The organism is Caulobacter sp. Root1472 (assembly GCF_001426985.1).
GTDB classification, from domain to species: Bacteria; Pseudomonadota; Alphaproteobacteria; order Caulobacterales; family Caulobacteraceae; genus Caulobacter; species Caulobacter rhizosphaerae.
The window spans coordinates 16,307-41,173 of record NZ_LMFX01000019.1 but is presented as its reverse complement, the minus strand read 5'-3'; the positions used below and the strand labels follow the sequence as shown (position 1 = coordinate 41,173).

18 protein-coding genes and 2 pseudogenes are annotated in these 24,867 nt (G+C 69.9%); 8 read left to right on the top strand and 12 right to left on the bottom strand.

Annotated elements, in window-relative coordinates:
• Nucleotides 1-24: 24 nt before the first annotated feature.
• The gene (locus ASD47_RS13925) at nt 25-990 is read right to left on the bottom strand and encodes a DUF2167 domain-containing protein (protein WP_056757504.1); all 966 of its coding nucleotides are present in this window, start codon (nt 988-990) and stop codon (nt 25-27) included.
• Between the two features lie 103 nt (nt 991-1,093).
• On the opposite strand from ASD47_RS13925, the gene ASD47_RS13920 reads away from it, so the two are divergent.
• Nucleotides 1,094-2,698: a cisplatin damage response ATP-dependent DNA ligase gene (locus ASD47_RS13920; RefSeq protein ID WP_056757501.1), complete on the top strand. Its 1,605-nt coding sequence runs from the start codon at nt 1,094-1,096 to the stop codon at nt 2,696-2,698.
• A gap of 52 nt (nt 2,699-2,750) precedes the next feature.
• On the opposite strand, the gene ASD47_RS13915 is transcribed toward ASD47_RS13920, so the two are convergent.
• On the bottom strand, nt 2,751-3,563 hold the full coding sequence (locus ASD47_RS13915; protein ID WP_056757498.1) for a phosphatase PAP2 family protein: 813 nt from the start codon (nt 3,561-3,563) through the stop codon (nt 2,751-2,753).
• 263 nt (nt 3,564-3,826) lie between these two features.
• On the opposite strand from ASD47_RS13915, the gene ASD47_RS13910 reads away from it, so the two are divergent.
• Nucleotides 3,827-4,621, top strand: a complete 795-nt coding sequence (locus ASD47_RS13910) for a SapC family protein (protein ID WP_056757495.1) — start codon at nt 3,827-3,829, stop codon at nt 4,619-4,621.
• Nucleotides 4,622-4,809: 188 nt separating this feature from the next.
• On the opposite strand, the gene ASD47_RS13905 is transcribed toward ASD47_RS13910, so the two are convergent.
• Nucleotides 4,810-5,202 carry a hypothetical protein gene (locus ASD47_RS13905; RefSeq protein ID WP_056757492.1) on the bottom strand — a complete coding sequence of 131 codons (393 nt, stop codon included), beginning with the start codon at nt 5,200-5,202 and terminating at the stop codon, nt 4,810-4,812.
• Between the two features lie 127 nt (nt 5,203-5,329).
• Here ASD47_RS13905 and ASD47_RS13900 point away from each other — a divergent pair, with 127 nt between their 5' ends.
• Entirely contained in the window at nt 5,330-7,510 is a 2,181-nt protein-coding gene (locus tag ASD47_RS13900) for a protein-disulfide reductase DsbD (protein ID WP_056757490.1), read from the top strand.
• A gap of 12 nt (nt 7,511-7,522) precedes the next feature.
• Here ASD47_RS13900 and ASD47_RS13895 read toward each other — a convergent pair whose 3' ends face one another.
• From ASD47_RS13895 to ASD47_RS13890, 3 genes and pseudogenes are all read right to left on the bottom strand, one after another.
• Nucleotides 7,523-8,260: a DUF1353 domain-containing protein gene (locus tag ASD47_RS13895; protein WP_056757484.1), complete on the bottom strand. Its 738-nt coding sequence runs from the start codon at nt 8,258-8,260 to the stop codon at nt 7,523-7,525.
• Nucleotides 8,261-8,374: 114 nt separating this feature from the next.
• Nucleotides 8,375-8,483: pseudogene (locus ASD47_RS28235) on the bottom strand (hypothetical protein); the annotation flags it as partial.
• Nucleotides 8,484-8,486: 3 nt separating this feature from the next.
• Complete coding sequence (locus tag ASD47_RS13890; RefSeq protein ID WP_056757481.1) at nt 8,487-8,981, bottom strand: hypothetical protein; 495 nt, start codon at nt 8,979-8,981, stop codon at nt 8,487-8,489.
• Nucleotides 8,982-9,101: 120 nt separating this feature from the next.
• Here ASD47_RS13890 and pgi point away from each other — a divergent pair, with 120 nt between their 5' ends.
• Nucleotides 9,102-10,721: a glucose-6-phosphate isomerase gene (gene pgi / locus ASD47_RS13885; protein WP_056757478.1), complete on the top strand. Its 1,620-nt coding sequence runs from the start codon at nt 9,102-9,104 to the stop codon at nt 10,719-10,721.
• A gap of 123 nt (nt 10,722-10,844) precedes the next feature.
• On the opposite strand, the gene ASD47_RS13880 is transcribed toward pgi, so the two are convergent.
• Nucleotides 10,845-12,917, bottom strand: a complete 2,073-nt coding sequence (locus ASD47_RS13880; RefSeq protein WP_056757476.1) for a TonB-dependent siderophore receptor — start codon at nt 12,915-12,917, stop codon at nt 10,845-10,847.
• Between the two features lie 1,230 nt (nt 12,918-14,147).
• On the opposite strand from ASD47_RS13880, the gene hisS reads away from it, so the two are divergent.
• The 3 genes and pseudogenes from hisS to hisG all read left to right on the top strand — a co-directional run bounded on the left by hisS (nt 14,148) and on the right by hisG (nt 17,722).
• Entirely contained in the window at nt 14,148-15,635 is a 1,488-nt protein-coding gene (gene hisS, locus ASD47_RS13875; protein WP_056757473.1) for a histidine--tRNA ligase, read from the top strand.
• Nucleotides 15,610-16,772 (top strand): annotated as a pseudogene (locus tag ASD47_RS13870) (ATP phosphoribosyltransferase regulatory subunit); the annotation flags it as partial. The gene hisS and the pseudogene ASD47_RS13870, both read left to right, overlap by 26 nt.
• The gene (gene hisG / locus ASD47_RS13865; protein ID WP_056757466.1) at nt 16,769-17,722 is read left to right on the top strand and encodes an ATP phosphoribosyltransferase; all 954 of its coding nucleotides are present in this window, start codon (nt 16,769-16,771) and stop codon (nt 17,720-17,722) included. The pseudogene ASD47_RS13870 and the gene hisG, both read left to right, overlap by 4 nt.
• 504 nt (nt 17,723-18,226) lie before the next feature.
• Here the strand turns inward: hisG and ASD47_RS13860 are convergent.
• Entirely contained in the window at nt 18,227-19,078 is an 852-nt protein-coding gene (locus tag ASD47_RS13860) for a LysR substrate-binding domain-containing protein (protein ID WP_056757463.1), read from the bottom strand.
• Between the two features lie 99 nt (nt 19,079-19,177).
• On the opposite strand from ASD47_RS13860, the gene ASD47_RS13855 reads away from it, so the two are divergent.
• On the top strand, nt 19,178-19,636 hold the full coding sequence (locus ASD47_RS13855; protein ID WP_056757460.1) for a DUF3237 domain-containing protein: 459 nt from the start codon (nt 19,178-19,180) through the stop codon (nt 19,634-19,636).
• A gap of 125 nt (nt 19,637-19,761) precedes the next feature.
• Here the strand turns inward: ASD47_RS13855 and ASD47_RS13850 are convergent, their stop codons facing one another.
• The 4 genes from ASD47_RS13850 to ybaL all read right to left on the bottom strand — a co-directional run bounded on the left by ASD47_RS13850 (nt 19,762) and on the right by ybaL (nt 24,862).
• Nucleotides 19,762-21,888 carry a M13 family metallopeptidase gene (locus ASD47_RS13850; protein WP_056757587.1) on the bottom strand — a complete coding sequence of 709 codons (2,127 nt, stop codon included), beginning with the start codon at nt 21,886-21,888 and terminating at the stop codon, nt 19,762-19,764.
• 80 nt (nt 21,889-21,968) lie between these two features.
• Nucleotides 21,969-22,466, bottom strand: a complete 498-nt coding sequence (locus ASD47_RS13845) for a copper chaperone PCu(A)C (RefSeq protein ID WP_056757458.1) — start codon at nt 22,464-22,466, stop codon at nt 21,969-21,971.
• A gap of 45 nt (nt 22,467-22,511) precedes the next feature.
• Nucleotides 22,512-23,057 carry a dihydrofolate reductase family protein gene (locus ASD47_RS13840; protein WP_056757455.1) on the bottom strand — a complete coding sequence of 182 codons (546 nt, stop codon included), beginning with the start codon at nt 23,055-23,057 and terminating at the stop codon, nt 22,512-22,514.
• A 152-nt stretch (nt 23,058-23,209) separates the two neighbouring features.
• Nucleotides 23,210-24,862 carry a YbaL family putative K(+) efflux transporter gene (ybaL, locus tag ASD47_RS13835; protein WP_056757452.1) on the bottom strand — a complete coding sequence of 551 codons (1,653 nt, stop codon included), beginning with the start codon at nt 24,860-24,862 and terminating at the stop codon, nt 23,210-23,212.
• Nucleotides 24,863-24,867 lie beyond the last annotated feature (5 nt).

Below are 24,867 nucleotides of genomic sequence, written 5' to 3'. Positions count from 1 at the left end.
CGCCGCCGGACCCCTCGCCCGATCCTAGGAGATCAGGTCCGGCCCGCTGGGCGGCTTGGAGGCCTTCGCCGCGACGTCCTTCTGGCCCAGGAAGGTCCGGCGGAACCAGGCGGCGACCGCGCCGAACGCCGCGACCAGCAGCACGGCGCCCTTCTTGAGGAAGATCGCCAGGATCGCCAGCAGGCCCAGCTTCTTGGCGGCCGCGGCGCCCACGCCCGCGGCGATCAGGCCGGCGACGCCATACTCGGCCATCTTGTCCTGACCCTTGTGGAAGTCGGCATAGGTCTGGCCCGGCACGAAGGCGGCCTGGTCGGCGATGTGGCCGGCGGCGGCGCGCACCTCGGGCAGGTCGTTGATGCTGGAGATGACGTTCAGGCTCAGCACGCCTTTGCGGCCCAGCAGGCGGATGTCGTAGTTCAGGGTGTCGACCGAGGCGTTGCCGGCCTTCAGGTCGCGCGCCCAGATCACCACGTGCCGCGTGGCGTCATAGGTCGGCCGCTCGGCCCAGCCCACCAGGTGCAGGCTGGCATAGCCGGCCTTTTCACGTTCGGCGTTCTGCTCGGGCTCGGATTTGCGCAGGTCGTCCAGCAGCTTGTCGTAATCGGTGTCGCGCGCATCCTTGTCGGCGACATAGCCGGAATCCTGGTAGCTGATCACCGCGCCCCAGGACGGCCCGTCCAGCGGCTTGAAGCGGGCGGGAAAGATCATGCCCAGCACGCCATCGGCGGCGTCCGGCGGATTGCCCCAGCCCTCGACCAGCACGCGCCGCGAGGCTGCCGCGTCGAGATAATAGTAGTCGGTCCCGAGATTGAGCCGGGCCTTGGCCTGAGGCAGATCGACCACACCGGTATGGCGTTCCAGCCTGTCCTGCCAGGACAGGTCCGGCGCGGAAGCCGTGACCGCCGGCGGGGTGGAAGGCTGGTCGGCCGCGAACGCGGGCGCGGCGACGCAGAGGACCATTGCCGCCACGGCGGCTTCGAACTGACGCAAGACGTGTTTCCCCCAAGCAACGCACCCAGGGTAGCTTGGCGATGAAAGCTTGGCCACAGCGAAGGCTTGGCCGCCGCGCGATCTCGTGCGTTGAAAGACGATCATGCGCGCCTTCGCCCACCTTCTCGACCGGCTGTCCCTGACCAGCTCGCGCAACGCCAAGCTGACCCTGATCAAGGACTTCCTGGGCGAGACCCCCGATCCCGAGCGCGGCTGGGTGCTGGCGGCCCTGACCGGAGCGCTGTCGTTCAACGCCGCCAAGCCGGCCTTCATCCGCAAGGCGGTCGAGGGCCGGATGGACCCCCAGCTGTTCGCCTGGTCCTATGACTATGTCGGCGACCTGGCCGAGACCGTTGCCCTGGTATGGCCCGAGAAGCCCGGCGCCAATCGAGAGCCCGACCTGTCTGAAGTGGTCGAGAGCCTGCGCACCGCGTCCCGATCCGAAGTGCAGCGGTTGATCGAAGGCTGGCTGGACGCCCTGGACGCCGACGGCCGCTGGGCGCTGCTGAAACTGATGACCGGCGGCTTGCGGGTCGGGGTCTCGGCGCGGCTGGCCAAGCAGGCCTGCGCCGACTTCGGCCAGGTGGAGATTGGCCAGGTCGAGGAGGTCTGGCACGCCATGACCCCGCCCTATGGCGACCTGTTCGCTTGGCTGGAGGGGCGCTCCGAACAGCCCTCGCCCGACGCGCCCGGTCGTTTCCGGCCGGTCATGCTGGCCCAGGCGATCGACGAGGCGGTCGACTTCGCCAAGCTGGATCCGGCCGACTACGCCGCCGAGTGGAAGTGGGACGGCATCCGCGTCCAGGCGGTCAGCGAGCGGGGCGAGAAGCGGCTCTATACCCGCACCGGCGACGACATCTCGGCGACCTTTCCCGACGTGGTCGAGGCCCTGACCTTCGAGGGGGCGATCGACGGCGAGCTCTTGGTAATGCGCGACGGGGCCGTGGCCAGCTTCGGCGACCTGCAGCAGCGACTGAACCGCAAGACCGTCGACGCCAAGCAACTGCACGCCTATCCGGCGGGTATCCGCGCCTATGACCTGCTGCTGGACGGCGAGGCCGACCTGCGCGGCTTGCCGTTCCGGGAACGCCGGGCGCGGCTGGAGGCGTTCGTGGACCAGGCGGCCAGCCCGCGCATCGACCTGTCGCCGATCCAGCCCTTCGCGACCTGGGAGGAATTGGCGGCCCTGCGGGCCCAGCCGCCGGAAGGCGATCCAGCCATCGCCGAGGGCCTGATGCTCAAGCGCTGGGACAGCGTCTACGAGCCCGGCCGCCCCAAGGGCCCGTGGTTCAAGTGGAAACGTGACCCTCGCCTGATCGACGCGGTGCTGATGTACGCCCAGCGCGGCCACGGCAAGCGGTCCAGCTTCTATTCCGACTACACCTTCGGAGTCTGGCGCGAGGATGAGACCGGGACGCGCCACCTGACGCCGGTGGGCAAGGCCTATTTCGGCTTCACCGACGAGGAGCTGAAACAGATCGACAAGTTCGTGCGCGACCACACGATCGAGCGGTTCGGGCCGGTGCGCTCGGTGCGCGCCGACCTGGAGTTCGGCCTGGTGTTCGAGGTGGCGTTCGAGGGTCTGCAGCGCTCGACCCGCCACAAGTCAGGCGTGGCCATGCGGTTCCCGCGCATCAACCGGATCCGCTGGGACAAACCCTCCCGCGAGGCCGATGAGCTTTCTACCTTGGAGCGGATGCTGGATTGAGATCCGTTCGAGCGGCGGTGAGCCCGGAGAAGGCGGGGTGAACGCCGCCCGCCTACCCGGCGGAGCACCCCGTCGGCGTTCCGTTCGCCCGGGACGCCGCCACCTCGGCCCTGGCTTTCGCCAGGTCGGCCATGAACGCCGGGTCCTGATGCAGGCGCGAGACCAGGGCCGAGCCCAGATAGCGGCCGGCCTCGATGTCGCTGGGATAGTGCACGCCGCAGACGACGCGGCTGTCGCCGAAGTCGCGACCACGGGCCAGGACGGCGCTGGCGTGCTCGGGGGCGACCTCGGCGATCACCAGCGCCCAGGACCAGCCGATCAGGCCGTGGCCGGACGGGTAGGAGCCATCGGTCTCGATCCACTTCTCGCGTGGCACACAGATCGGCCGGGTATTGCCGACCGGCGGGCGCGGACGCTGGAAGGCGGCCTTGGCCGGCTGGTAGAGGGTGGCCGCGTCGTCGGTCATCCGCAGCAGCAGCCGGGCCAGGGTCGGGGTCGCCTGCGGTCCGATCGTCACGCCGGCCGCGCAGGAGAAGCTCTTGAAGCCGTGCGCGCCCGACAGGTCGGCGTCGGCGATGGCCGTGTTCCAGGCCGGCGTGCCGGCCAGCTTGCGCGTGGCCTCGAAGGTCGCCCGGTCGGCCTTGCCGCGCGGCGAGTCCGGGGCCGGCGGCGGGCCGACGATCAGCGCCCCGTCCAGGTTCATGCCAGTGGTCAGGTAGCCGGGCGGCGGCTTGGTCCAACTGCTCGTGCTGGGGCTGACCGCGTAGGGCGCGGCCTTCGAGCCCGAGAACCGGTCCTGGACCGGCGCGCAACCCACCAGCAGGAGGCCGGCCAGGGCGGCCGACAACAGGGCGTTTCGGGTCATGGACGGCCTCCGCTCGATCCTTCCCACAGACCGGCGCCGAGGGCCTGCGTCAAGCGCGGCCGTGCGATGGTCGCCCCGGAAGCCGCCCGACGCGGCGATCTTTCGCGTCCGTTCTCCCGCCACGGGCGAAACCGAAGCGCCGCTGAACCGCAGGGCGGAGGGGTCGATTGCGAGGCCCCGCGGGATCGGCTAGAAGCGCCAGACCTTTAAAGGCCGCCTGAGCGCAATAGGCGTCCGTTCATTAGCCTTTTGTCGAGCTGTTCATGGAAACGACCCAACCCGCCGGCGGCATCTCCGGCAACGTCCTCTTCTACTCCTCGCCGGAGCCGCTGAACCGCGAGCAGCACGCCAAGCTCGCCCTGGTCCACAAGGACAAGCCGTACAGCTTCGCCCTGAACGGCACCGCCGTGCCGCTGGCCGTCACCGAATTCGCCCCGGCCGCCCTCAGCTATCCGGTGATCTTCGCCGGCGATGACCGCGTGCCGCTGGCCGTGATGGGCCTGAACACCGGCGAGAACCTGTTCATCCAGGCCGACGGCGCCTTCGAGGCGGGCGCCTACATCCCCGCCTATATCCGCCGCTATCCGTTCGTCCTGGCCAATGACGAGAGCCAGGACCGGCTGATCGTCTGCATCGACCGCGGCTCGGACCTGCTGGCCGAGGGCGGCCAGACCCCGCTGTTCGACGACAAGGGCGAGCCGACCGAATACACCCAGAACTGCATCAAGTTCTGCGACGATTTCGAAGTCGAGCGCCGCCGCACCGACTCGTTCGTGCAACTGCTGAAGGACAACGACCTCTTCGAACTGAAGAAGGCCGTTTTCACCCCGATGGACCAGAACGGCCAGCCGGGCGAGCCGCAGACCGTGGCCGAGTATTTCGGCGTCTCGGAAGAGAAGCTGAACGCCCTGCCGGCCGACAAGATCAAGGAGCTGCAGACCAGCGGCGCCCTGGCTCAGATCTATGCGCACCTGGTGTCGCTGATCGGCTGGGACCGCCTGATCGCCCTGGCCACCCTGCGCCAGCAGCAGCAGGTCGCCAACGGCGCGCTGAACTAGGCTTTACGCTCCACGGCGTTGGAAGAGGCGGCAGGTTCGAAAGAGCCCGCCGCCTTTTTCGTTTCTGAAGTGAACTTGGTGCGTCCTTCGAGGCCCGCTGCGCGGGCGCCTCAGGATGAGGAATGCGGTGCACCGAGGTCCTCATCCTGAGGTGCGAGCCGCAGGCTAGCCTCGAAGGACGCAAGGCCTCACCGCGCGAAGATACTCCGCGTCAGGCACGAGAAGACCAGGCGCCCCGCCTCGTCCAGCAGGTCGTGCTGGGCGATGACGATGCCCTTGCCGTCGCCCACCGGGTCCTTGCCCATCACCGTCATGCGGCCGCGCAACAGCTCGCCGGCCGGCGGGTTGCGCAGCCAGCGCAGGGCGTCGACCCCGACCCGCTTGGTCTGGGGCCAGGCGGCGCTGGCCTCGGCGTCCAGCTTGGACCAGATGGCGAAGACCATGGTGTCGGGCGCGCCGCTGGCCGCCGGCCAGCCGGGCTGGAAGGCCGCGCAGAAGGCGTCCAACGCCTTGCCGTCGACCACCGTGGTCCCCAGCGTGACCACCTGGCCGATCTCGATATCGTCGAAGGAAGCGGGCATGGGTGGGCGACTCTCTTGCGAACGCGGGTCACCGACCTGATCACGGCGGCTTGGCCATTGTCGAGAGCGCTTGGAGAGGTCATGTGTCTTGCCCCATCTGTACCCTGGGCCAGCCTGGAACCTGTTCATGTCGCTTCGAAAGCTGCTCGCCGTCCTTCCGGCGCTGGTGATCGCCCTCTGCGTCGGCGCGCCGGGCTTGGGCGGAACGGCCAAGGCCGAACCGATCCAGACCGGGCACATCGAGGTCGAGCTGGTGTCGCAGGACGCCGGTGTCGCGCCCGGCTCGACCGTCTATGTGGCCCTGCGCCAGAAGATCCAGCCCGGCTGGCACACCTATTGGCGCAATCCCGGCGACGCCGGCGACGCGACGCGCATCGTCTGGACCCTGCCGGCCGGCTGGACCGCCGGCGACATCGTCTGGCCGACCCCCGAGAAGAGCCGTGTCGGGCCGCTGCTGGACTTCGCCTATACCGGCGAGGTGCTGCTGCCCGTGCCGATCAGCGCGCCGGCCAGCGCCCAGGTCGGCTCGGTGGTCACCCTGAAGGCCGCCGCCGCCTTTCTGGTCTGCGAGCAGGTCTGCGTGCCCGAGGACGCCGTCGTCACCCTGACCCTGCCCGTGGTGGCGGGGACGCCTCAGACCGACCCGAAGTGGGGCGCCAAGGTCGCCGAGACCCTGGCCAAGGCTCCCAAGCCGGCCGGGCTGAAGGCGGTGTTCGACCTCCAGGGCTCGGTGCTGAAGCTGGCCGTCACCGGCGCGCCGCTGAAGGGCGCCGACCTGTCCGGCGCGTTCTTCTATCCCTATTCCGGCAAGGTCATCGAGCACCCGCCCGAGCAGGCGATCGAGCGCGGCCCCGGGGGCCTGACCCTGTCGCTGACCCCCGGCTACGATTTCACCCAGGCCGAGGCCAAACCCACGGAATTGGCCGGCGTGCTGGCCCTGAACGGCGCGGCCTACGAGATCACCGCCACGCCGGGCGCGATCCCCGCCGCCGCCGGCGGCCTGGGCGCGCCGCCCGCCGCGCCGGCCAAGGCCCATGGCTCGGCCGACGGCGCCAGCCTGGGCCTGCCCCTGGCCGTGGCCTTCGCCTTCCTGGGCGGCTTGATCCTCAACCTGATGCCCTGCGTCTTCCCGATCCTGTCGATGAAGGCGGCCAGCCTGACCGCCCACGCCCATGACGCCGGTCGAACCCGCGTCCAGGGCTTGGCCTTCCTGGCCGGGGTGGTCGTCACCTTCCTGGCCCTGGCCGGCCTGCTGATCGCGGTGCGGGCGGGCGGAGCCGCCGTGGGCTGGGGCTTCCAGCTGCAGTCGCCGGCGGTGGTGGCGGGCCTGGCCCTGCTGATGCTGCTGGTGGCGCTGAACATGTCGGGCGTGTTCGAGGTCGGCGCCTCGGTGCAGGGCGTGGCGTCGGGGACCAGCAGCAGCGGTCTGGGCGGTTCGTTCCTGACCGGCGCGCTGGCCGTGGTCGTGGCCGCGCCCTGCACCGCGCCGTTCATGGCTGGCGCCCTGGGCTTCGCCCTGACCCAGCCGCCGCTGGCCTCGCTGTTGGTGTTCCTGGCCCTGGCCCTGGGCTTCGCCGCGCCGTTCGTGCTCCTGGCCTTCATACCCGGCCTGCTGGCCCGCCTGCCGCGTCCCGGTCCGTGGATGGACGTGCTGAAGAAGGGCTTGGCCTTCCCGATGTACGCCACCGCCGCCTGGCTGGCCTGGGTCTACAGCCAACAGACCGGGTCGATCCCGCTGGCCGCCCTGCTGGCCGCCAGCGTGCTGATCGCCTTCGCCGCCTGGCTCTACGGCCTGGCCCAGGCGCGGTCGATCGCCGGCAAGGGCGCGGCCGTCCCGTTCGTCCTGGCGGCCCTGTCGCTGGTGGCCGCCATTGCCCTGGTCGTCGCTGGCGTCCGCGCCGCGCCGGCCGCCTCGGCTCCGGCCGCCGTTTCGGCCGAGATCTCCGCCGGCCCAGGGCTGGCGGCCGAGTCCTGGAGCCCCGAGAAGGTCAAGGTGCTGCAGGCCCAGGGCAAGGTGGTGATGGTCGACTTCACCGCCGACTGGTGCGTGACCTGCAAGGTCAATGAGGGAACCGCCCTGAAGGGCCAGCGCCTGGTCGACGCTTTCAAGGCCAGCGACGCGGTGCTGCTGCGCGCCGACTGGACCAAGCGCGATGCGACCATCGCCGCCGCCCTGGCCGAGCACGGCCGGGCCGGCGTGCCGCTGTACCTGGTCTATCCGAAGGGATCCGGCGCGCCGGTGATCCTGCCCCAGCTGCTGACCGAGGGGCTGGTTATAGAGGCGGTGGAAACCGCGGCGAAGGGGTAGGGGCGAGACCCCCTACTTCTTCTTCTCGCCCTTGCCGCCGAACGGCAGCCGCTCGCGCACCTGGTCCAGCGGCGTGCGCGTCACCACCACCGGCGGCGGGGCCGCGATCGCCGGGGCCTTGATCGGATAGGCTCGCCAGCCGGACTGGATCAGCGCCCCGAAGCCCTGGCAGCGCGGCAAGATCCGCACCGCGCCGGTCCGGGGCTTGGCGAAGGGCGCGGGCTGGAAGACGTCCTGGCGCTTGGGATCGGTGAACTTCCAGTCGGTGGGCAGGCCGTAGCCCTTCTCGCCGCCGATGCGCACGGCTTTGTAGGCGATGTTGGCCTGGAACGGCGGCACGCCGTATTTCAGCATCGCCCGCAGGAAGATGTCGTCGGCCTCCTCGCGCTTGCCCGGCTCGCCGATCGTGTAGAGCCAGTCGTGGACGATGGCGGCCCGCGCCGTCGGCCCCTGCGGGTCGACGAAGCCCTGGCCGTACCAGGGCACGCTGGCGAAGTCGGTGACGTACCAGCGCGGCACCACGATCACCTTGCCGGTCTCGGCGTCGCAATAGGGGAACTCGGCATCGAGGGTGAACAGCTTGCGGCCGTCCTTGGTCTGGTTGAACAGCATCACCGGCTGCGGCGTCAGCGAGCTGGGCGGGGTGGGGGCGACCACCGGCACGAAGACCGTGGTCTTGGTCTCGGTGGCGCAAGCGCCCAGGACCAGGCTGGCGGCGAGGACGGCGGCGGACTTGAACTTTGGCGGCATGATCGGCGGAGGAGTTTCGCGAGGAGGCGACCTTCTGGACGGCGAGCTGCGCCTTATCAAGCCTCGATGGCGAAGGTGCGGCGGCGGGTTGAAGTATCGGGATGCATAAGGCGGTGCGTCCTTCGAGGCCCGCTGCGCGGGCGCCTCAGGATGAGGAACTCAGAGCCAACCCACAGTCCTCATCCTGAGGTGCGAGCCTTAGGCGAGCCTCGAAGGACGCAGGGCCTCACGCCGCCGGTTGCGGCGGGGCGGTGATCACTTCCACGTTGTCGTTCAGCAGATAGACCATGTCGCGCAGGGCCAGGTCCTGGTCCTTGACGGTCTTGGCCTCGCCCACGGCCTTCAGCTTCTCGGGCAGGTCCTGGCTGATGCCGCGCAGGATGCACTTGAGGTCGTCGACCGCCCCGCGCTCCTTCAGGGTCACGTGGCCCTTCATGTCCTGGGCGGCCAGCTCGGCGATCTGGCCTTGGAAGACGTCGAAGCCCTTCAGGGCCGCGGCGACGGCGGCCGGGTCCTTGGGCAGGCCGGTGCGGTAGGTCTCGGCTTGGGCCTTCAGCCGCTTGGCGCGGCCGACGATGTCGACAAATAGCGGCTCGCCGGCCACCGAGGCCGGGGCTTGCCCCTGCTGGATCACGGCCGGGGCCGGGTCGACGGCCTTGAGGCCCGGGCTGCCCGAGGCGAACCAGAGCATGGCGGAAAAGGCGACGGCGTCACAGGACATGGAGTTCTCCCCGCGAAAAACGTCATTGGTCTTCATGACGCGGCGGCAGGGGTTTGGTAAGCCCGCGCGGGTAAACGCCGATTTACCAAAACCGTGACCCCTCGCATGAAGGAACGCCGCATGGCCGATCTCGACGCCGCCTGGACCCGCCTGGAAGCCGCCGCCAAGGCCGCCGGCGAAAAGCGCATCGTCGAGTTCTTCGAGGCCGAGCCCCGGCGGCTGGAGACCCTGACCCTGGACGTCGCCGGCCTGCACATCGACCTGTCCAAGCAGGCCTGGGACGAGGCCGGGCTCGAGGCGGCGCTGGACCTGGCCCACGCGGCCGACGTCGAGGGCGCCCGGGCCCGGATGTTCGGCGGCGAGGCGATCAACTCGTCCGAGGGCCGCGCCGTCCTGCACACCGCCCTTCGCGCCCCGGTCGGCGCCGACGTCAAGGCCGGCGGCGTTCCGGTCATGGCCGAGGTCGAGGCCGTCCGCGCCCGGATGAAGGCCTTCGCCGAGGCCGTCCGCTCCGGCGCGATCAAGGGCGCCACCGGCAAGCCGTTCAAGGCCATCCTGCACATCGGCATCGGCGGCAGCGACCTGGGCCCGCGCCTGCTGTGGGACGCCCTGCGGCCGATCAAGCCGCAGATCGACCTGCGCTTCGTGGCCAATGTCGACGGCGCCGAGTTCGCCCTGACCACGGCCGACATGGACCCGGAAACGACCCTGGTCATCGTGGTCTCCAAGACCTTCACCACCCAGGAGACCCTGGCCAACGCCGGCGCCGCCCGCGCCTGGCTGGCCGCGGCCCTGGGCGAGGCGGGCGCCAACGCCCACCTGGCCGCCATCTCCACCGCCCTGGACAAGACCGCCGCCTTCGGCGTGGCCGATGACCGGGTGTTCGGTTTCTGGGACTGGGTGGGCGGCCGCTATTCGCTGTGGTCGTCGGTCAGCCTGTCGGTGGCCGTCGCCTGCGGCTGGGACGCATTCCAGGGCTTCCTGGACGGCGCCGCCGAAATGGACCAGCACTTCCGCACCGCCTCGCTGGAGGCCAACGCCCCGGTGCTGATCGCCCTGGCCCAGATCTTCAACCGCAACGGCCTGGACCGCCGCGCCCGCTCGGTCGTGCCCTATTCGCACCGCCTGCGCCGCCTGGCCTCGTTCCTCCAGCAGCTGGAGATGGAGAGCAACGGCAAGTCGGTCGGGCCCGACGGCCAGCCGGTCAAACGGGGCACCGCCACCGTGGTGTTCGGCGACGAGGGCACCAACGTCCAGCACGCCTATTTCCAGTGCATGCACCAGGGCACCGACATCACCCCGATGGAGCTGATCGGCGTGGCCAAGTCGGACGAGGGCCCGGCCGGCATGCACGAGAAGCTGCTGTCCAACCTGCTGGCCCAGGCCGAGGCGTTCATGGTGGGCCGCACCACCGAAGACGTCGTCGCGGAGCTGACCGCCAAGGGTGTTTCGCCAGCCGAAATCGCCACCCTGGCCCCGCAGCGCACCTTCGCCGGCAACCGGCCGTCGACCCTGGTGCTGATGGAGCGCCTGACGCCCCAGGCGTTCGGCGCCCTGATCGCCCTCTACGAGCACAAGACCTTCGTCGAGGGCGTGATCTGGGGCATCAACAGCTTCGACCAGTGGGGCGTGGAGCTGGGCAAGGTGATGGCGGGTCGCATCCTGCCGGAGCTGGAGAGCGGGGCTGTGGGCCAGCACGATCCGTCGACCGCGGCGCTGATCGAGCGGCTGAAGGCGTAGCAGCCGCCGGCTCCGGGAACAGAAAACCCCGTCCTTCGACAAGCTCAGGATGAGGTTTTCTACTGCCGGGACCCGTGCCATGGCCCTCATCCTGAGCCTGTCGAAGGACGAGGGCCACGCACCTCAGAACGTCTTCCTCACCCGCAGCGTCCAGAACGAGCGCGGATTGATGTCGCGGTCCTCGGTGAACGCCACCGCCCGGGTGTCGCGGTCGGCGTAGACGGTGCGGCGGACGACGAAGTCGTCCCACATGTTCAGCTGGGCGCGCAGCGACAGGGTCGGGGTCGGCTTGTACTCGACGAAGGTCTCGAAATAGGCCGCGCCGCGCCAGCCGCCGGTCTGGTCCGGGTCGAAGGTCTCCCGGCCCAGCTTCGGCAGCCAGGTGATCCCCCACTGGGTCTTCCAGGCGGCGATGTCCTGCTGGAAGCCGATATTGGCCTGGGTCGGCCGCACCTCCGAGATCGGACGATCCTTGTGGGTGGTCGGATCGGTGACGTGGGTCTCGTTCCAGTCGTTCTTGAAGGTCAGGCGCCCGCCCTTGACGCCCCACCGGTCGGTTGGCACCACGATATTGACCGACAGCCGGTCCAGCGTGCCGTCGCCGATATTCCCCGTCGCCGACAGGCCGCCGTCCAGCGGCTTGCGGTCGATCACGCCGATGATCTGGTCGTGGCGGTAGCCGATCGAGACGATGCCCTCGCCCCAGAACCGCCGCTCGAAGGTGATCTCCGAGATCCAGCGCTGCTCGGGCACTAGGTCGACATTGCCGCCGTGCACGTTGCCGTCGTCGAAATCGGACGAGGCTACGAAGTCCTCGAAGTCCAGCTGGCCCAGCTCGCGCTCGAAGCGCACCCGCACCTGGTGGTTGGCCTTGGGCGTCCAGGTCGCCTGGAAGCGCGGCTTGGCGTAGAAGAAGCTTTCCTTGTTCGAGGCGTCGCCCGACTGCTTGATCGTCGAGGTCTCCAGCCGCAGCCCGCCCTCCAGGGTCAGCCGCGGGTTCACCCGCCAGGTGGTCTTGGTGAAGGCCTCGCCGCGCAGCTCCTCCACCTTGACCGAAGCCGAGGGCAGGGCGACCGGCGCGCCGTTCTCCACATAGGCCTGCCGGGTGTCGAGCATGTTGTAGGCCAGCTCGCCGCCGGCCTCGATGGTCAGGGCCGCGCCGGCCTCGTGGCGGACCAGGGCGCGGACGATCGATTCCGAGGAGTCGCCCTTGGCCGTGAAGCGCTGGTCCAGGCCCTCCTCGCTGTCGCTGCCGGTGGCCACGTCGTCGAAGCGCTCGAACTGGTGGATGACCCGGGTCTCCAGCGTCCATTTCGGCTTCAGCGGCCGGATCCAGGTGACGCCCAGCTCGCCCGACCTGGTGTCCTCGGCATAGTCGCTGGCCCGCAGCACGCCCGGCGAGCTGATCCTCTGCCATTCCTTCCAGTCGTGGACCCCGTACTCGGCCGTGGCCTCGACCTTGCCGCCGGCCAGCGGGCCCGAATAGTTGACCCGGGCCGTGTCGCTGCCGCCCCAGCTGTCGTTGACGAAGGCCTCGTCGCGCAGCACCGCCCCGGCCGCGTCGCGGCGGATGTTGCGGCCCACGCCGTTGGAGTCGCTGGTCGAGACGCCGTCGCTGAGCAGCACGCTCCAGCTGCGCTCGCCGCTCTTGGCGGTGAACTGGTAGCTGCCGCCCCAGACGTCGTGGCCGCCGTCGAACAGCACGTTGTTCCAGGTCAGGATCGACTGGCGGCTGGCGGCCGTCTTCAGGATGACGTTCACCACCACCGAATAGCCCTGCATGTCGATGCCCGGGGCGCCGCCGCGGATCAGCTCGATGCGGTCGACCTGGCTGGCGGGGGTGCGCTCCAGCACGTCCGAGCCGGCGTCGTTCTTCGAGGCCGGGCGGTTGTTGTTGATCAGGATGTTGCCGACCGCCCCCTCGAAGCCGCGCGCCCCCGTGCCGTCGTCGACCGTGAAGCCGGGGACCCGGTCGACCATGTCCAGGGCGGTGTTGGGCCGCTGGGCGGCGAAGAAGTCGGGGGTGAAGACCAGCACGCCCTTCTGCATGGCGTCGTCCAGCGGTGCCTGGCTGGTCGGACCGGTGGGGACCGGCGCCTGGGCGGCCTGCGGCGCGGCCTCGGCGGCTTGCGCGCCCGCCGCGGCGGTCAGGATCAGGGCGGCGGCGGTGGTCGCCAGCAGCAGGGTCTTGGTCATGGATGTCATCCCCTCAGATGTGAGGCGATACCTGCCGACCTAGGACCGTCATCTCAAGTTACAAGCCAGAAAGGTGGATTACTTCGCGGACAGATTACGCGGCGTTCATGTTGCTGGACTGGCGTGACCTGTGGATAACACTGGTGAAGGCGTCGTTAAGACTTGGGTCAGGCCCGAGAAACACTGTGGCCCCGCGGCCGGGGACACGCCCTCGCGGCGTGTCCCCAAACCTCGCCCGTCCACAGGGGACACGGTTTCTCGATCTCACGCGGAAACCCGCTGAGGCTTGGGGAGGCGGCGGAGCGTCCGGGCCATGCCCGGTGTAGGATTTGGAGTGTACCGTTTCGGCCTGGGCCGGAGCGCTCCGCGCGGCCGGTGGACGAGAGCCTTCGGATCGCGGATTTTTAACCCGCTCCGATGGAGGCCCCCGGCGGGCAGGACGTTGGCTCCGTCCTGGACCGCGCGGGCGATTTCAGCCCGCGCCTGGTGCGTTTCGCCGTTCGGCCCCGAGGGGGTGTTCCCATCGTCCGGTCCGGACCGCCCGAGGCCCCATCCAGGACCTCCACGCTCCGCCGACCGACCCGAAGGGCCCTCCGACACCGGCCGGCGGACGCTCCCCGCTCGACCGCCCCCGCCACCCGCCAGGTCGCCAGCTGGACGGCCTCCCCGGTGGTGGGGCGAGAGTGATTATGCGGGCGTTTCGGAGGTGAGGGATCAAATTGGCCCTACGCTCGGCGTGGGCGGGCGTAGGGCGTTGAATTTGTTGGGGGCGGGGTGAGTGTGTGCTCGTGGTGAAATGGGGACTAGGGGGCCGCCGTGGTAATGTGGGTTCCGTTGGCGAGGCCCCTTGTACCAAGCGTCGTAGTTTTCTCTTTCCTTCGTCTAGTGGGTGATCCATGGGGCGCCTTAAACTTCCATTTTCAACCACAACGGCCCGAATCGCCGCCGAGCTCAACCCTCGAGAATTGGCCGCTCGTCGTTTAAACTTCCGAGAAGGGCTGGAAGCTAGGTTTTCGCCCTCTTCCCCCGTCCTCCCCTATCCTCTATACCCCCGCCCCAATGACCCGCCTGCCGCATCATCACGGCCGCCACCACCATCCGACCTCGCCTCGCGGGATCGGCCGGGTCCGTTCGCTCTAGCGACAACCCAGCCCGAGCCCCGCCCAAGGCGGATGGGGCTTGAGCACAAGCGCCATCCGTCGAGACCTACGACCAGGACCCGACGCGCGCATGACCGACCAGACCCAGACACCCAGCGACCAGACCTTCCGTCCCGAAGCCCGCAGCCCGCGCGGCTTCGCCGACAAGCGGGCCCGCGACCTGCGGGCCGAGCGGGCGATCCTGGAGGCGGTGTCGGCGGTCTATGAGCGCTACGGCTTCGAGGCGCTGGACACCGGGGCGTTCGAATATGCCGACGCCCTGGGCAAGTTCCTGCCCGACAGCGACCGTCCCAACGAGGGGGTGTTCGCCCTGCAGGACGATGACGACCAGTGGATGGCGCTGCGCTACGACCTGACCGCGCCCCTGGCCCGCTTCGCCGCCCAGAACTGGGAGACCCTGCCCAAGCCGTTCCGCCGCTACGCCTTCGGGCCGGTGTGGCGCAACGAGAAGCCGGGGCCAGGAAGGTTCCGCGAGTTCATCCAGTGCGACGCCGACACCGTCGGCTCGGCCCGTCCGGAGGCCGACGCCGAGATCATCGCCATGGCCGTCGCCGGGCTGGAGGCGGCCGGCCTGCCGCGCGGGGCGGCGGTGCTGAAGATCAACAATCGCAAGCTGCTGAACGGCCTGCTGACCGCGGCCGGGGTCGAGACCAACGGCCAGAAGCTGTCGGTGCTGCGGGCGGTCGACAAGCTGGACCGGCTGGGCGTCGAGGGCGTGCGGCTGCTGCTGGGCGAGGGGCGCCTGGACGAGAGCGGCGCCTTCACCAAGGGCGCGGGCCTGGTCGGCAAGGCGATCGACTCGGTGCTGGACTTCGTCCAGGCCGGGTCCGGCGGGCGCTCGGAGACTTTGGCGAAGATCGCCAACGTCATCGGCGGCTCGGCCGAGGGCGACGAGGGGCTGGAGGAACTGGCCAAGATCGACGCGGCCCTGAAGAGCCTGGGCGTGGCCGACGACCAGGCGCTCTTTGAGCCGTCCATCGTCCGGGGGCTCGAATACTACACCGGCGCGGTGTTCGAGGCCGAGCTCCTGCTGTCGACCACGGACGACAAGGGGAACAAGGTCAGCTTCGGCTCGATCGGCGGCGGCGGGCGCTATGACGACCTGGTGGCGCGGTTCACGGGCCAGTCGACCCCGGCCACGGGCTTCTCGTTCGGCGTCTCGCGCCTGGTGGCGGCCCTGCGGGCGGCGGGACGCGAGCCGGGCGGCGCGGCGCGCGGGCCGGTGGTGATCATCAATTTCGACCAGGCCCACATGGGCGACTATTTCGCCGTGGCCGGCGAGCTGCGCGCGGCGGGCATCCCGGCCGAGGTCTATCTGGGGACCTCGGGCATGCGGCCGCAGATGAAATACGCCGACCGCCGCCTGTCGCCGGCCGCCATCATGCTGGGCGGCGACGAGATCGCGGCGGGCACGGTGACCATCAAGGACCTGGACCTCGGCCGCGAACTGGCCGCCGGGGTGGCGGACAACGCCGCTTGGAAGGCCGAGCGGCCCGGCCAGCAGACGATCCCGCGCGGCGAGTTGGTCGCGGCGGTCCGCAACATCATCGGGGGCTGAGGCATGAGGCTCGAGCGTACCCTTCCGGCGGCGGCGCTGGACGCCATCCGCGCCCCGTTCCTGGCCGCCGGCGCGACGCCGACCGACGCGCCGGTGCTGCAGCCGCTGGGCCTGCTGCTGGACCTGGCCGGCGAGGCCATGCGGTCGCGGCTGTTCGTGGTCTCCGGCGACGCGGGCGAGGAGGCCTGCCTGCGCCCCGACTTCACGGTCGCCATCGCCCGCCAGCACCTGGCGGCCGGCGCGCTCGAAGGCCGCTACTTCTATGAGGGCAAGGCGTTCCGCGTCGCGCCGCGCGGCTCGGATCGGGCCGAGGAGTTCCTGCAGGTCGGGGTCGAGGCCTTCGAGGCCGGCGATCCCGTGGCCGCCGACGCCGAGATCGCCGCCCTGGCCTGGGCGGCCTCGGCGGCGGGCGGTCGCGACGACCTGACCCTGCTGCTGGGCGATGTCAGCCTGTTCGGGGCCTTCGTTGACAGCCTGGGCCTGACCCCGCCGCTGGGCGCGCGGCTGAGGCGGGCCTTCGCCCGGCCGCGCCAGCTGAAGATCGAGCTGGACGGCGGCGGTGGCGAGGGGTCGGGCGAAGAGAAAAGCCGGATCGCCGCCCTGCTGGCCGGCCTGCCGGAGGCCGAGGCCTCGGCGGTGCTGCAGGAGCTGTGGTCCCTGGCCGGCATCGAGCCGGTCGGCGGCCGGCGTCCGGCCGAGATCGCCCACCGCCTGGTCGAGCGCGCCCAGGCCGTTCAGGCCGGCAAGCTGTCGGCCGGCGAGGCCGACGCGGTGCGGGCCTTCCTGGCGGTCAGCGACCGTCCGGGCGCGGCCCTGGACGCCATCTCGGCCCTCGGCGGTCCGCAACGGGACGCGCTGGAGGCGGCCCTGGACGGCTGGCGGCGGCGGCTGGCCGGCATGACGGCGCGCGGCGTCCCCGAGAACCGCATGGTGCTGGCCGCCGCCTTCGGCCGGGCCTTCGGCTATTACGACGGCTTCCTGTTCGAGGTGCGCAGCGCCGCCCTGGACGAGGAGCGGCCGGTGGCGGCTGGCGGGCGCTATGACGGCCTACCCGCCCGACTCGGGGCGGAAGCAACGACCGGCGCCGTGGGCTGCATGGTGCGCCCGGCGCGAGCCTATGCGGGAGGCGGCGAATGAGCGCCCCGATGATCTTCGCCATCCCGTCCAAGGGCCGGCTGAAGGACCAGGTCGAGGCCTGGCTGGCCGAGTGCGGCTTCAAGCTGGAGATGTCGGGCGGCGCGCGCGGCTATTCGGCCGAGCTGTCGGGCTTGCCCGGCGTGTCGGTGCGTCTGCTGTCGGCCGGCGACATCGCCGCGGGGCTGGACAGCGGCGAGCTGCACCTGGGCGTCACGGGCGAGGACCTGCTGCGCGAGCGCGGCGAGGACATGGACGAACGGGTCATGCTGCTGCGGGCCCTGGGTTTCGGCCGCGCCGACCTGGTGGTCACCGCCCCCAAGAGCTGGCTGGACGTCGACACCATGGCCGACGTCGACGAGGTGGGCCACGCCCATCTGGCCAAGACGGGCCGGCGTCTGCGCGTGGCCACCAAGTACGTCACCCAGACCCGGGCCTTCTTCGCCCGCCACGGCGTGGCCGACTATCGGATCGTCGAGAGCAGCGGGGCCACCGAGGGGGCGCCGGCGGCCGGGGCGGCCGAGCTGGTGGTCGACATCACCACCACCGGCGCGACCCTGGCGGCCAACGGCCTGAAGATCCTGTCCGACGGGGTGATCCTCAAGAGCCAGGCCCAACTGACCGCCTCGCTGATCACGCCGTGGACGGACGGCCAGGTCGACTCGCTGGCGCGGCTGTTGTCCGTGGTCGAGGCCAAGGGCCGGGCGGCCCGACTGGCCACCCTGGTCTGGCCGGCCGAGCAGGACGCCGCGGGCCAGGCGGCCGTGGCTCCGTTCGTCGGCCAGGGCGCGCGGCGGGCCAACGGCGCCCTGCTGGCCACGGCCGACCTGTTCGAGGCGGCCGCCGCCCTGGGCGCGGCCGGAGTCGAGCCGGTCACCGTCTCGCGGCCGGACTATGTGTTCGAGTCGCGGTCGGCCGTGCTGGACAAGCTTCACCAGAGGCTGTTTCGGTAAGTTTTGACTGAGTTGTCAAAAAATGGCTGAGAGATCAGCGATAAGTTTGACCCGCCGGTCCAATCTAACGGTTTTGTGTCAAAAATAACGCCACGCCCGCCGGATTCACGATCGTTGCCGTTGACACCATCTCGGATTTGCCGTTTCTAACCCTTGCAAGGAAGAAACGAGCCCAAAGAGAGCTCCCTTCCTTCGGCGTTTCGGGGAGGAAACGCCCACCTAGATCGAGTGATCGAGAAATAGCTGGACCCGTCGCGATTATCCCCCGCGACGGGTTTAGTGTTTTCCGGGTTCGGCTCGACGTTTTTGACAATATCGATAAAAACGCTGTTTGGCTTTCGGAGCCGCGTTTTCGGCCGCCCGATCGCCTGTTCGTATCGAGCCCGAACGCGGGCAATTTGGCCCAGCCAGTGACCAGGTCCTTCCGGCGCGAGCGTCCGGCGGGCTGGTCCACATCACCTTCTAAGCGCGCGAAGGCCCGGATGCGGCCGCGTCGGGACTCGGTCAGGCCTCGGACAGCAGCCACGCCACGAGGTCGGCCGGCTCTTGCCGCACCTCCCGCTCGTGCAGAAGCGCGAAATGCCAATCGGCGTCGCCCAGCGCATGGTCGAACGGCGCGGCCAGGCGGCCGTCGTCGACCATCGGCTTGAACAGGCTGCGCGGCAGCAGCGCCGCGCCCTGGCCGGCCAGGGCGGCGTTCGCGTTCAGCTCATGGCTGGGATAGTCCACGGCCCCAAATTGAAACCGGCGGTCGGCGGGGGCGCCGGCTTCGCTCAGCCATAGCGGCCAGTCCGGATGCGGCAACAGGATGAGCCGCTCCAGGTCCGAAGGCTGGACGATGCGATGCCGCGCGACCAGGTCCGGCCTGAGCATGGGCGTCAGGTCGACGGGAAACAGCGGGTGTGATGTCCAGCCGGGCCAGGGGCCGCCGCCGGTTCGGATCGCGACGTCGAAGCCGCTCCTGGAGCGCAGGTCCGTCGATACGTCGAACTCGATGGCGATGCGGGGATTGTCGGCTTGATACCGCTCCAGGCGCGGAGCCAGCCAATGCGAGGCGAAGCTCGGCGGCGCCGTGATGCGGATAACGGGGCGGGCGTTGTGGAAGGCCTCGAGCGCCAGGTCGATGTCGTCCAGGGCGCGATCGACGCGCGCCGCGAGCGCGATCGCGTCGTCGGTGGCGGTCGCGCGAGGTCCTCTGCGCACGAACAGCGGCTTTCCCAGGTCCTGCTCCAGCGTGCGGATGCGCAGGCTGACGGCGGCCGGCGTCAGGAACAGGGTCTGGGCCGCCGCGGCGAAGCTGCCGGACCGCACGCACTCGCCCAGGATCCGCAGGGATTCCAAAGAGGGACGCTTCACAAGCCATCCTTGTCGTGATCGTAAGAAACCCGCGTTTTGCCGTCGCCGGCCAGGGTGTCAGAGGAGGTCGTCCACACGCCTACATAAGGAGCCGCGCACTTGTCCCTGCAATCCCGTCCGCTCTTCGACCTGTCCATTCACCTGCACCCGATGATCGAACTGGGTCGGACGCCGGCCGGCGATCGTCGCGTCTATCCCGTTTCGGGCGGGTCCTTCGACGGCGACCGATTGAAGGGCGATGTCTCCCCGCTCATCGGATCCGATCTCCTCCTGCTCAGGGCCGACGGCGCGTTCCAGCAGGATGTTCGTCTCCTCCTGGTGACCGAGGACGACGCCCCGATCCTGATGACCTACCGCGGCGTCCGCCGGGCTTCGGCGGAGGTCGATCAACGCCTCGCCCGCGGAGAGATCGTGGACAGCTCGGACTATTATCTCCGCACTACCCCCTATTTCGAGACGTCCTCGGAAAAATATGGCTGGCTCAACGGCATAGTCGCCGTTGCGCGGGGCGGCCGGATTCCAGGCGGCGTCCGCTACGAAGTCCACGAGATCCTGTGACGCGGGGTTCATGCGCCGGGGACATGCCCTTGCGGCGTGTCCCCGGCCACTTCAGTGCGCACTGACCGTCTGGCTCGGCGCGCTTGAAGGGGGGACACGCCGCGAGGGCGTGTCCCCCGCCCCAACTACCAGATCCGGACCCGGTCCTCCGGCGCGACGTACAGCTTGTCGCCCGGCTTGACGTCGAAGGCGCTGTACCAGCCGTCCTGGTTCCGGATCGTGCCGTTGACGCGGTAATAGGCCGGCGAGTGGGGGTCGCTGACCACCTGCTGGCGCAGGGCGTCGTCGCGGATCTTCGAGCGCCAGACCTGGGCCCAGCCGAGATAGACGCGCTGGTCGCCGGTGAAGCCGTCGAGCACCGGGGCCGGCTTGCCGTCCAGCGAGGCGTGGTAGGCCTGAAGCGCGAAGGCCAGGCCGCCCATGTCGCCGATGTTCTCGCCCATGGTCAGCTGGCCGTTGACCTTGGCGCCGGGCAGGGGCTCGAACGCGCCGTACTGGGCGCCCAGCTTGTCGGCCTGGGCCTTGAACTTGGCGGCGTCCTCGGTGGTCCACCAGTCGCGCAGCACGCCCTTGCCGTCCGACTTGCGGCCCTGGTCGTCGAAGCCGTGGCTGATCTCGTGGCCGATCACCCCGCCGATGCCGCCGTAGTTGACGGCCGGGTCGGCGTCCGGATGGAAGAACGGGGCCTGCAGGATAGCGGCCGGGAAGACGATCTCGTTATTGACCGAGTTGTAGTAGGCGTTGACCGTCTGCGGGGTCATGCCCCACTCGGTCTTGTCGACCGGCTGGTTCAGGCGCTCGACGTCGTGGCGCCATTCGAAGGCGCCCGAGCGCAGGGCGTTGCCGTAGACGTCGTCGGCCTTGATCACCAGCTTGGAATAGTCGCGCCACTTGTCGGGATAGCCGATCTTGACGGTGAACTGGGCCAGCTTGTCCTCGGCCTGGGCCTTGGTCTGCGGCGACATCCAGTCCAGCGTCTCCAGGCGCGCCTTCAGCACCCCGCGGATGTTGCCGACCAGGTCGATCATCTTGGCCTTGGACTCCGGCGGGAAGTAGCGGGCCACATAGACGCGGCCGACCGCCTCGCCCAACTGGTCGTTGACCGAGGCGACGGCGCGCTTCCAGCGCGGCTTCTGCTCGGGCTGGCCCGCCAGGGTCTTGTTGCGGAACGCGAAGCTGGCGTCGACGAAGCGCTTGGACAGCAGCGGCGCGGCGCCGTCGGCCACCTTGAACGCCTGCCAGGCCTTCAGGGTGTCGAGCGGGGTGTCGGCGTAGATCCTGGCGAACTTGGGGAAGGCGGTGTTGGTGGTCACCACCACGCGGTCGATCGCCGGCAGCTCGGTTCCGACCAGATAGCGGTTCCAGGCGAAGCCCGGGGTCAAGGCCTGGAGCTCGGCCAGGGTCATGGGGTTGTAGGTCTTGTCGCGGTCGCGGCGCTCGGCGCGGGTCCAGGAGGCCTCGGCCAGCTGGGTCTCGAAGGCGACGATCGCCTTGGCGTTCTCGGCGGGCTTGTCCCAGCCGATCAGGGTCAGCATCTGGGCGACATAGGCCTCGTAGGCGGTCTTCTTCTCGGCGAACTTGGCGTCGAGATAGTAGTCGCGGTCGGGCAGGCTGAGGCCGCCGGTCGCGGCGTAGACGGCATAGCGCGTCGGGTTCTTGGCGTCGGGGCTGATCCCCAGGCCCAGGATCGCCGAGAAGCCGGTGGTGGGGTTCCTGCCCATCAGGGCGGTGAAGTCGTCCTTGGTCCCGACCTTGCGGATGTCGGCCAGTTCGGGGGCGATCGGCTTGGCGTCGAGCTTTTCGGCCAGGGCCTCGTCCATGAACGCCTTGTAGGCGGCGCCGATCTTGACCGTGTCGGCGTCGGGCGACTTGGCCGAGGCCGCTTCGGTGATGATCGCCTTGGTGCGGGCTTCCGACAGCTCGGCCAGCTTGTCGAAATTGCCGTAGCGGGTGCGGTCGCTGGGGATGGCGGTGTTGGCGTCCCAGGTCCCGTTGGCGAACTTGTAGAAGTCGTCGCCCGGCTTGGCCGAGCGGTCCATGCCGGCGATGTCGAAGCCCCAGGCCCCGTAGCGCGGCGACTCCAGCGACATCGTCGGGGCGCCGGCCGTCGGCGTGTCGGCGGCGACGAACAGCGACTGCAGGGTGCAGGCCGCGTTCAGGCAGGCGTGGTCGTGGTCTTCGCGGGCGTTCGCCCCGAAGGCGGACAGGGACAGCGCGGCCATGGCGGCGGCGGCGAACCAGATTCGTTTCATGAAGCAGCGATCCGTTGAAAAACCGAACCGCGACTTGGCCATCAACCGGGGCGTTTCGTCCCTTACTTTTTTGTCATGTTTCAGTGGTCGTGGTGCATGCCGGCCATCGGGTCGGCTCCGGCGGCGTTCGGGGCGGCCGATACCACCGCCAGCTCGATGCGGATCCGCCGCCCGCCGTCGAACAGCAGGGTCAGCGGAACCTTGCCGCCCGGCGCCTGGGCGCGGGTCAGGCCCATCAGCATCAGGTGATAGCCGCCGGGCGCGAAGGCGACGCTGGCCCCCGGGGCGATCCTCAGCCCGTCGGTCACCGGCCGCATCGAGGCGATCCCGTCCGCCTGGCTGGTCTGGTGCAGGGTCACCGACCGCGCGGCCGGGCTCTGGACCATCAGCAGCTTGACCGGCTTGGCGCCGACATTGACCAGGGTCAGGTAGCCGACCCCGTTCATGCCGGCCTTGGCCGGGCGGGTCCAGGGATGGCGGATCTCGATCCCGCCGACGCGATAGTCGGCGGCCTGGGCGGGTGCGGCGAAGGCGGGGATGACGGCGGCGGCGAGGGCGGCGAGGGCAAGGCGGGTCATGGCGTGCTCTTATAGCCGATCGCCGGGGGATCACAGCCGGTCATGTCAGGCGGGCGCGAAGGCCAGCCTGACGGCGTCCTCCGGGACAAGGTCGGTGGCGATCAGGCGCAGGGGCGGACGCGCCCCGGCGAAGTAGGGCTTGCCGCCGCCCAACACGAACGGACGCAGGTAGAGGTGATATTCGTCGATCAGGCCAAGGTCGGTCAGGCTGGCCGCCAGTTCCGGTCCCGCCACGTCGATGTCGCCCTGGATCTCGGCCTTCAGCCGCCGGACGAAGGCTTCGACGTCGCGCGAGACCAGCGTTGCGTTGGGGCCGACCGAGGTCAGCGAGCTGGACACCACCCATTTCGGCCGGGCCCGCCACGCTTCGGCGTAGTCGCGGGCGATCGCGTCCCACTCCGGCCGGTCCTCGTCCCAGTATCGCATCATCTCGTACAGGCGGCGGCCATACAGGCAGCCGGCCAGGCCGCGGACGTGGTCGTTGAAGTGGCGATGAAGCGCCGGGCCGGGCATCGGCAGCTCCGGCCCGCCGGGCGGCCCGGCGACATAGCCGTCGAGCGATTGCATCATTCCGAACACGAGCCTGGCCATCGCCGGCCTCCCTGGTTGTCAGCGGCCCTCTTTGCCGTCCCGTCGGGATGACGAACGCGCCGGCCGGAAACCGACATCGTTCGGCAAACTTACGCCGGCGGCAGCATGTCGAGCCACCGGCGGCGTTTCAGGCGAGGGCGAACAGCTCTCCCCTAATGCACCGACGCCGCCGGCGCCGGCCGCTTCGGAGCCAGGGCCAGCATGCCGCGGGCGATTTCCTGCTCGCCGATCAGGGCGTGGTCGGCGCCCATCTCCGTCAGCAGGTCGACGTCGTTGTCGGTATAGGCGCGGGCGATGATCTTGACCCGGGCGTTGGCGGCGCGGGCCTGCTCGATGATCCGGGCGGCCTCGAACGGGCTGGGCACGGCGACGAACAGGTGGGTGGCCTCGGCCAGGCCGGCCCGCAGCAGCACCTCTGGTCTGACGGCGTTGCCCTGGACCGCCTCGAAGCCGCCGGCCCGCAGCGCGTCGGCCCGCTCGCTTTCGTCCTCGATCACCACCAGCGGCATGCGGCCCTTCAGCCCCTCGGCCACGGCCTTGCCGACCCGGCCGTAGCCGACCAGCACGCCGTGCGGCTGGGCCGCCAGCGCCGGAGCCGCCGGTTCGCCCGCCCGCCCGGCCAGCCGGGGCAGCACCTTGTCCAGCACGGCGAACAGCAGCGGGTTGAGGAGGATCGACAGGATCGCCCCGGCCAGGATCAGGTCCTGGCCGTCCTTGGGCAGCAGCTTTAGCGACACGCCCAGGCCCGCCAGGATGAACGAGAATTCGCCGATCTGGGCCAGGCTGGCCGAAATGGTCAGGGCCACGCTCTGCGGGCGCTTGAAGGCGATGACGATCAGCCAGGCGGCCAGCGACTTGCCGATCACGATGATCGCCAGGGTGGCCAGCACGGCCAGGGGCTCGCGCAGGATCACCGACCAATTGAACAGCATGCCGATCGACACGAAGAACAGCACGGCGAAGGCGTCGCGCAGGGGCAGGGTCTCGTTGGCGGCCTGTTGGCTGAGCTCGCTCTCGGCCATGATCATGCCGGCGAAGAAGGCTCCCAGGGCGAACGACACGCCGAACAGCGCCGCCGAGCCGAACGCGACTCCTAGAGCAATGGCCAGCACCGCCAGCCGGAACAGCTCGCGCGAACCGGTGTGGGCGATGCGGTGCAGGATCCACGGGATCACCCGGCGGCCGACGATCAGCATCAGCGCCACGAAGGCGACCACCTTGCCGATGGTCATGGCGAAGGCGCCGAACAGGCCCCCGGGTCCCGGCGGCGGGGCCTCGCCGCCCAGTATCCCCGACAGGGCCGGCAGTAGCACCAGGGCCAGCACCATGGCCAGGTCCTCGACGATCAGCCAGCCGACCGCGATGCGGCCGCGGTCGGTCTCGATCAGCCGCCGCTCCTGCAGGGCGCGCAGCAGCACCACGGTGGAGGCCACCGACAGGGCCAGGCCGAAGACGATCCCGGCCCCGAGCGTCCAGCCCAGCAGGTGGGCCAGGCCGATCCCCATCGCCGTGGCCGCCAGGATCTGCACGACGGCGCCGGGAATGGCGATCTTGCGCACCGCCATCAGGTCCTTGACCGAGAAGTGCAGCCCCACCCCGAACATCAGCAGGATCACCCCGATCTCGGCCAGCTGCGGGGCCAGCTCCTGGTCGGCGACATAGCCGGGGGTAAACGGGCCGACGACCACGCCGGCCACCAGGTAGCCGACCAGCACCGGCAGCTTCAGGCGGTTGGCGATGGCGCCGAACACGAAGGCCAGGCCCAGGCCGGCGACGATGGTGGCGATCAGCGAGGTATGGTGCAAAGGCG